The sequence below is a fragment of the Streptomyces sp. NPDC033229 genome (assembly GCF_055576875.1).
The window spans coordinates 1-6,385 of the sequence record NZ_JBVIQR010000115.1 but is presented as its reverse complement, the minus strand read 5'-3'; the positions used below and the strand labels follow the sequence as shown (position 1 = coordinate 6,385).

Below are 6,385 nucleotides of genomic sequence, written 5' to 3'. Positions count from 1 at the left end.
CGAAGTCAGTTGACCAGGGACCGGCGGGGATATGACCACGGAAGATCAACGATCATGCCCCCGTCAAAGCAACGCGTTGTTTCCGGACAGCTTCGTGGGGGCAGCTCCACCGAGTCCGCACGCCACCGCCGCCACGCCGACCGCACGGACCGCAGCCCCCGCGCCGACCCCACCGTCCGCACCGCCGCCACCGACCTCACCGACCGCACCAGCTCACGCGCATCCATGCTGATCACCCTGCCACCGTCAGCACCGGGCGCGCGGTCCGTTCAACTCCCGTTCACCCGCACCGATCACCCACCGGAAAGCCGTGCCGACACCGACGTGGCCGTGAGATGGGCCGCCGACCCTGGTGCCGGAGTCGATCACGTGGCATCGTCCTGGTCAGCCGCGTCACGCGCATACCCCGCCTGTGTGCGCGGCGACGCCCACGACGCGTACAGCCCGGGAGCCGACCATGACCACCGCACCGCAGCCCGCCACCCAGCCGGAGCCCCTGTGGCGCCCCGGCGAGGACCGTGTCGCCCGCGCGCAGGTCACCCGTTTCCATGCCTGGGCCGCGGAGCGGCACGGCGCCCCCGCCCCCGTCCCCGGCGACCCCGCCGCGAGCTACGCCGCCCTGCACCGCTGGTCGGTGGACGAGCTGGAGCGCTTCTGGCAGGCCGTCGCGCAATGGTGCGACGTCCGCTTCGCGAGCCCCTACGAGCGGGTGCTCGCCGACCGGGGCATGCCGGGCGCGACCTGGTTCCCCGGCGCCACCCTCAACTACGCCGAGCACGCCCTGCGCGCGGCCGAGGACCCCGACCGAGCCCACCAGCCGGCCCTCCTGCACGTGGACGAGACCCACGAGCCGACCCCCGTCACCTGGGCGGAACTCCGCCGCCAGGTCGGCTCCCTCGCGGCTGAGCTGCGCCGCCTCGGCGTCCGCCCCGGCGACCGGGTCAGCGGCTACCTGCCCAACATCCCGCACGCCGTCGTCGCCCTGCTCGCCACCGCCGCCGTCGGAGGCGTGTGGACCTCCTGCGCCCCCGACTTCGGCGCCCGCAGCGTCCTGGACCGCTTCCAGCAGGTCGAGCCCGTCGTCCTGTTCACGGTCGACGGCTACCACTACGGCGGCAAGCGCCACGAGCGCGCCGACGTGGTCGCCGAGCTGCGCGCCGAGCTCCCCACCGTGCGCGCGGTCGTCCACATCCCGCTGCTCGACACGGCGGCCCCCGAGGGCACCCTCGACTGGGACACCCTCGTCTCGGCGGACGTGGAGCCCGTCTTCGAGCAGGTCCCCTTCGACCACCCGCTGTGGGTCCTCTACTCCTCCGGCACCACCGGCCTGCCCAAGGCCATCGTCCAGTCCCAGGGCGGCATCCTCCTCGAACACCTCAAGCAGCTCGCCCTGCACTGCGACCTCGGCCCGCAGGACCGCTTCTTCTGGTACACCTCCACCGGCTGGATGATGTGGAACTTCCTCGTCTCCGGCCTCCTGGTGGGCTCCACCGTCGTCCTCTACGACGGCAGCCCCGGCCACCCCGACACCGGCGCCCAGTGGCGCATCGCCGAGCGCACCGGCGCCACCCTGTTCGGCACCTCCGCCGCCTACGTCATGGCCTGTCGCAAGGCCGAGGTCCACCCCGGCCGCGACTTCGACCTCTCCCGCGTCAAGTGCGTCGCCACCACCGGCTCACCCCTGCCGCCCGACGGCTTCCGCTGGATCCACGACGAGGTCGCCGAGGACATGTGGATCGCCTCCGTCAGCGGCGGCACCGACGTCTGCAGCTGCTTCGCCGGAGCCGTCCCCACCCTCCCCGTGCACATCGGCGAACTCCAGGCCCCCTGCCTCGGCACGGACCTCCAGGCCTGGGACGCCCACGGCAAGCCCGTCGTCGACGAGGTGGGCGAGCTGATCGTCGCGGCTCCCATGCCGTCCATGCCCATCCGCTTCTGGAACGACCCCGACGACACGCGCTACCGCGAGAGCTACTTCGAAATGTTCCCCGGCGCCTGGCGGCACGGCGACTGGATCACCCTCACCTCGCGCGGCAGCGTCATCATCCACGGCCGCTCCGACTCCACCCTCAACCGCCAGGGCGTACGGATGGGCTCCGCCGACATCTACGAGGCCGTCGAACGACTCCCCGAGATCCGCGAATCCCTCGTCATCGGCGCCGAACAGCCCGACGGCGGCTACTGGATGCCGCTCTTCGTCCACCTCGCCCCCGGCGCCACCCTGGACGACGAACTGCTCACCCGCATCAAGCGGACGATCCGCGAACAGCTCTCTCCGCGCCACGTCCCTGACGAGGTCATCGAGGTCCCGGGCATCCCGCACACCCTCACCGGCAAGCGCATCGAGGTGCCCGTCAAGCGACTCCTCCAGGGCACCCCGCTGGAGAAGGCCGTCAACCCCGGCTCCGTCGACAACATCGACCTTCTGCACTTCTACGAGGACCTGGCCCGCACCCGCGCCACCGGCTGACGGGCGGGGCCTCGGGCCGCCGGCCACCCCGACCGGCGGCCCGCACACCCGCGTCGAGCTCGATTGTCAGTGCCCCCGCTTACTGTGAGTGAGTATTGATCACGCGCGCTGAGGGGGAGTTCATGGCGCACAGCAACGACGGCAGGAAGCGACCGACCGCGCGAAGGCGACCGGGCGCCCGGCGTCGGCTCCGGTGCGAAGTGCCCAGCACCGTGGCCGTGCTGGCCGACGAGCGGGACTTCGCCGCCATGCGGCGGTACGCGTCGTTCACGTTCGACGACCACGCGACGTATCTGCGACAGATGGAGGGGCTGCTGCGGACCCTCGCCGCCGAGGGCACGTACACCAGCGTCGCCCTCTTCGACCCGGTCGACTACGAGGAGTTCTGCGCGGACTCCCACCTCGACCCCGACACCCCGGCCAGCCGCACCCGCTACACGGCCGAAGTCGCCGCGGCCGGCAGCAAAGTGACCTACGAGGGCCAGCCCATCGGCAGGCTGCTGCCCCAACTCGTCGACGAGGCCGAGCAGCAGGCGACCTGGGAGTACGCCACGGCGCTGCTGGCCCGCGGCGGCGACTGCGCGACCTGCGGCGAGGACACCGGAAAGACGGCCTTCACCCGGGCATCGCAGCTCCTGCGCCGACTCGTCGAAGCCGTGGGCCCCGGCACCCACCACCTGGTGTGCAGCGTCCCCGCCGAAGGGGACGTCCCGCTCGTCGCCGTGCTCCACACGGAGAGCGACGCGGACGGCATGCTGCGGCTGGGGGAGGCCGCGGCGCTGATCTTCTGCACTGTGCTGGCCGCCGGGATCGCCACCGAACGTCCCGGCGGCGTCGTCCTGCGCACCACCACGCCCGGCCGGCCCGACACGGTGCGCGGCTGGGGACTGCGCGACGGCCGGCTGAGGCCCCTCAGCGAGGCCGAGGTCTTCGACGCCTACTGCACCGACGCCGACACCGGCGAGCCCGTACCGCCCGAGCCCGGCGTGGCCTACCGCGCCGGCCTCCCCCTCGACGATCCCGAGGAACCCAAGAAACCTGAGGGACCTGAGGGACCTGACAGAGGGGCCTGACGCACGAGGGGTGTCCCGCCGGTCCGGCGGGACACCCCTCGCATCACTCGTGCGCCGACGGTCGCCGACGGCACCGGCTCACTCGCCGGACAGCACCGCCTGCGCGGCCACGCGGGCCTCCTCGGCACTGTCGGTGGCACGGGCCGCGGCGGCGGCACGCTCGCACTGCGCGAGCGTGTGCTTGGCCAGCGTCGCGCGCACGTACGGAATCGACGCGGCGCCCATGGACAGGCTCGTCACGCCCAGACCGGTCAGCACACAGGCGAGCAGCGGGTCGGCCGCGGCCTCCCCGCACACACCACAGCTCTTGCCCTCGGCCTTGGCGGCCTCCGCCGAGGCGGCGACCAGGTCGAGCAGCGCCGGCTGCCACGGGTCCTGCAGACGCGACACCGCACCGACCTGACGGTCGGCGGCGAATGTGTACTGCGCGAGGTCGTTCGTCCCCAGCGACAGGAACTCGACCTCCTGCAGGATCGAACGCGCCCGCAGCGCGGCGGACGGGATCTCCACCATCGCGCCGAACTTGGCGTTCAGCCCCGCCTCGCGGCACGCGTCGGCGAACGCCTTCGCGTCGGTCCGGTCCGCCACCATCGGGGCCATGACCTCGAGATAGACCGGCAGCCCCTGGGCGGCCTTGGCCAGCGCGGTGAGCTGCGTGCGCAGCACGTCCGGGTGGTCGAGCAGGGTCCGCAGCCCCCGTACGCCCAGCGCGGGGTTCGGCTCGTCGGCGGGCGTCAGGAAGTCCAGCGGCTTGTCCGCGCCCGCGTCCAGCACGCGCACGACCACGCGGCCCTCGGGGAACGCCTCCAGCACCTTGCGGTACGCCTCGACCTGCTTGGCCTCGGACGGCGCCTTCTTGCTGTCGTCGAGGAAGAGGAACTCGGTACGGAAGAGACCGACGCCCTCCGCACCCGCCTCGACCGCGGCCGGCACGTCGGCCGGCCCGCCGACGTTGGCGAGCAGCGGCACCTTGTGACCGTCGGACGTCGCGCCCGGACCGGACGAGGCGGACAGTGCCGCCTTCCGCTCCTCCGCGGCCTTGGTCAGCTCGTCGCGCTTCTCCGGGCTGGGGTCGACGAAGACGTCGCCCGTGCTGCCGTCCACGGCCACCACCGTGCCTTCGGCAAGCTCACCGGCCCCGGGCAGCGCCACGACCGCGGGCACCCCGAGCGCCCGCGCCAGGATGGCGCTGTGGCTGGTCGGCCCGCCCTCCTCGGTCACGAAGCCGAGCACCAGCGTCGGGTCGAGCAGTGCCGTGTCGGCGGGAGCGAGGTCCCGGGCGATCAGCACGTACGGCTCGTCGCTGTCCGGCACACCCGGCATCGGCACGCCCAGCAGGCGCGCGACGATGCGGTTGCGCACGTCGTCGAGGTCGGCCACCCGGCCGGCCAGGTACTCACCGGCGTTGGCGAGCAGCGCCCGGTAGGCGGCGAAGGCGTCGTACACCGCGCGCTCGGCGGTGCTGCCGACCGTGATGCGCCGGTCCACGTCGGCCATCAGCTCGGGGTCCTGAGCCATCATGGCCTGGGCCTCGAGCACGTGCTGGGCCTCGCCACCGGCCAGGTTGCCGCGCGCGATGAGGTCGGCGGCGACGGCCTCGACGGCCTGGCGGGCGCGCCCCTGCTCCCGCGGTGCCTCGTCCGTCGGGATCTGCTTGGCCGGCGGTTCCAGAACCGCCGTGCCCATGTGCCGCACCTCGCCGATCGCCACACCGTGGCTCACGCCGACGCCTCGCAGCGTTGTCTCCATTTCACCCGTCTCCGGTTGATGCGGCGGATCCGCCCGCCGCGGTGAATGTCGTACGTGCCGTCAGGGACGGCGGAGGGTCGCTGCGATCACTGCCAGGAGAACAGAGCGTCGCCGGCCTTGAGGTCGCCGTCCTCACGGACGTCGCCCAGGGCGTCGGCGGTGGCCTCGAGCGCGACGATCGGGCAGACCGGCGACTTGCCGGCGGCCTCGACCGCGACGGGGTTCCAGCGGATGATGTCCTGGCCGCGCGTCACGGTGTCGCCCTTGTTGACGAGCAGCTCGAAGCCCTCGCCGTTGAGCTGCACGGTGTCGATGCCGAGGTGCGTCAGCACGCCGTGCCCCTCCGTGTCCACGACGACGAACGCGTGGGGGTGCAGCGAGACGATGACTCCGTCGACCGGCGAAACCGCCGTCGAGGGCTCACGCACGGGGTCGATGGCGGTACCGGGACCCACCATCGCGCCGGAGAAGACGGGGTCGGGCACAGCCGCGAGTCCGATGGCGCGTCCGGCGATCGGGGACGTCACGGTGGTCATGGGAAGCCTCCCAGGGGTGGTGATTCATCACGCGCCGCCACTACCTGTCCTGGGCGGCGCGCTGATCAGAAGCGTAAGTCATAGGAACTGAGGATTCCGCACGCGTGAGCCCACCTGGCGGAGGTCGCGCGAGGGCACGCGCGCGCGTGCGGAGTAGAGCTGTGACGGAGGGAGAAGGCGAGTCGGCGGAGCGTCGGGGGAGAAGGCGTCCCGGGTGTGCAGGAGGGGCTCCGAGTTGGCGCTCGACGACGCCCCGGAATCGATTTGCCTCGCCCTGGTGGGACCTGTACTGTCGTACTCCTGCCCACCACCGAGGCCCGCAGTCAACTGCCGGCAAGGCGGGGGCGGCACCTATCGGATTATGATCCTTCCCGGATCCGCTTCTGTGTGCCCGTATGTCTTTATGGCTGCGGAAGACGAGCGGTAAGGGAGCGGAAAAACTCCTGATAGAGTGGTGGAACACGAAGGGAAGCGCCCGGAGGAAAGCCCGAGAGGGTGAGTACAAAGGAAGCGTCCGTTCCTTGAGAACTCAACAGCGTGCCAAAAGTCAACGCCAG

Annotated in this window: 4 protein-coding genes; 2 read left to right on the top strand and 2 right to left on the bottom strand. The window is 71.9% G+C overall.

The features are described from left to right. The first annotated feature begins 457 nt into the window (after positions 1 to 457). Both ACZ53N_RS35985 and ACZ53N_RS35980 read left to right on the top strand, forming a co-directional pair. Positions 458 to 2,470: an acetoacetate--CoA ligase gene (locus tag ACZ53N_RS35985; protein WP_469144940.1), complete on the top strand. Its 2,013-nt coding sequence runs from the start codon at positions 458 to 460 to the stop codon at positions 2,468 to 2,470. Between the two features lie 122 nt (positions 2,471 to 2,592). Continuing rightward, the gene (locus tag ACZ53N_RS35980; protein WP_469144939.1) at positions 2,593 to 3,543 is read left to right on the top strand and encodes a hypothetical protein; all 951 of its coding nucleotides are present in this window, start codon (positions 2,593 to 2,595) and stop codon (positions 3,541 to 3,543) included. Between the two features lie 78 nt (positions 3,544 to 3,621). On the opposite strand, the gene ptsP is transcribed toward ACZ53N_RS35980, so the two are convergent. Next, complete coding sequence (ptsP, locus tag ACZ53N_RS35975; RefSeq protein WP_469144938.1) at positions 3,622 to 5,292, bottom strand: phosphoenolpyruvate--protein phosphotransferase; 1,671 nt, start codon at positions 5,290 to 5,292, stop codon at positions 3,622 to 3,624. 86 nt (positions 5,293 to 5,378) lie between these two features. Continuing rightward, positions 5,379 to 5,828, bottom strand: coding sequence for a PTS sugar transporter subunit IIA (locus tag ACZ53N_RS35970; RefSeq protein ID WP_356459058.1), 450 nt, complete (start codon positions 5,826 to 5,828; stop codon positions 5,379 to 5,381). Positions 5,829 to 6,385: the final 557 nt, after the last annotated feature.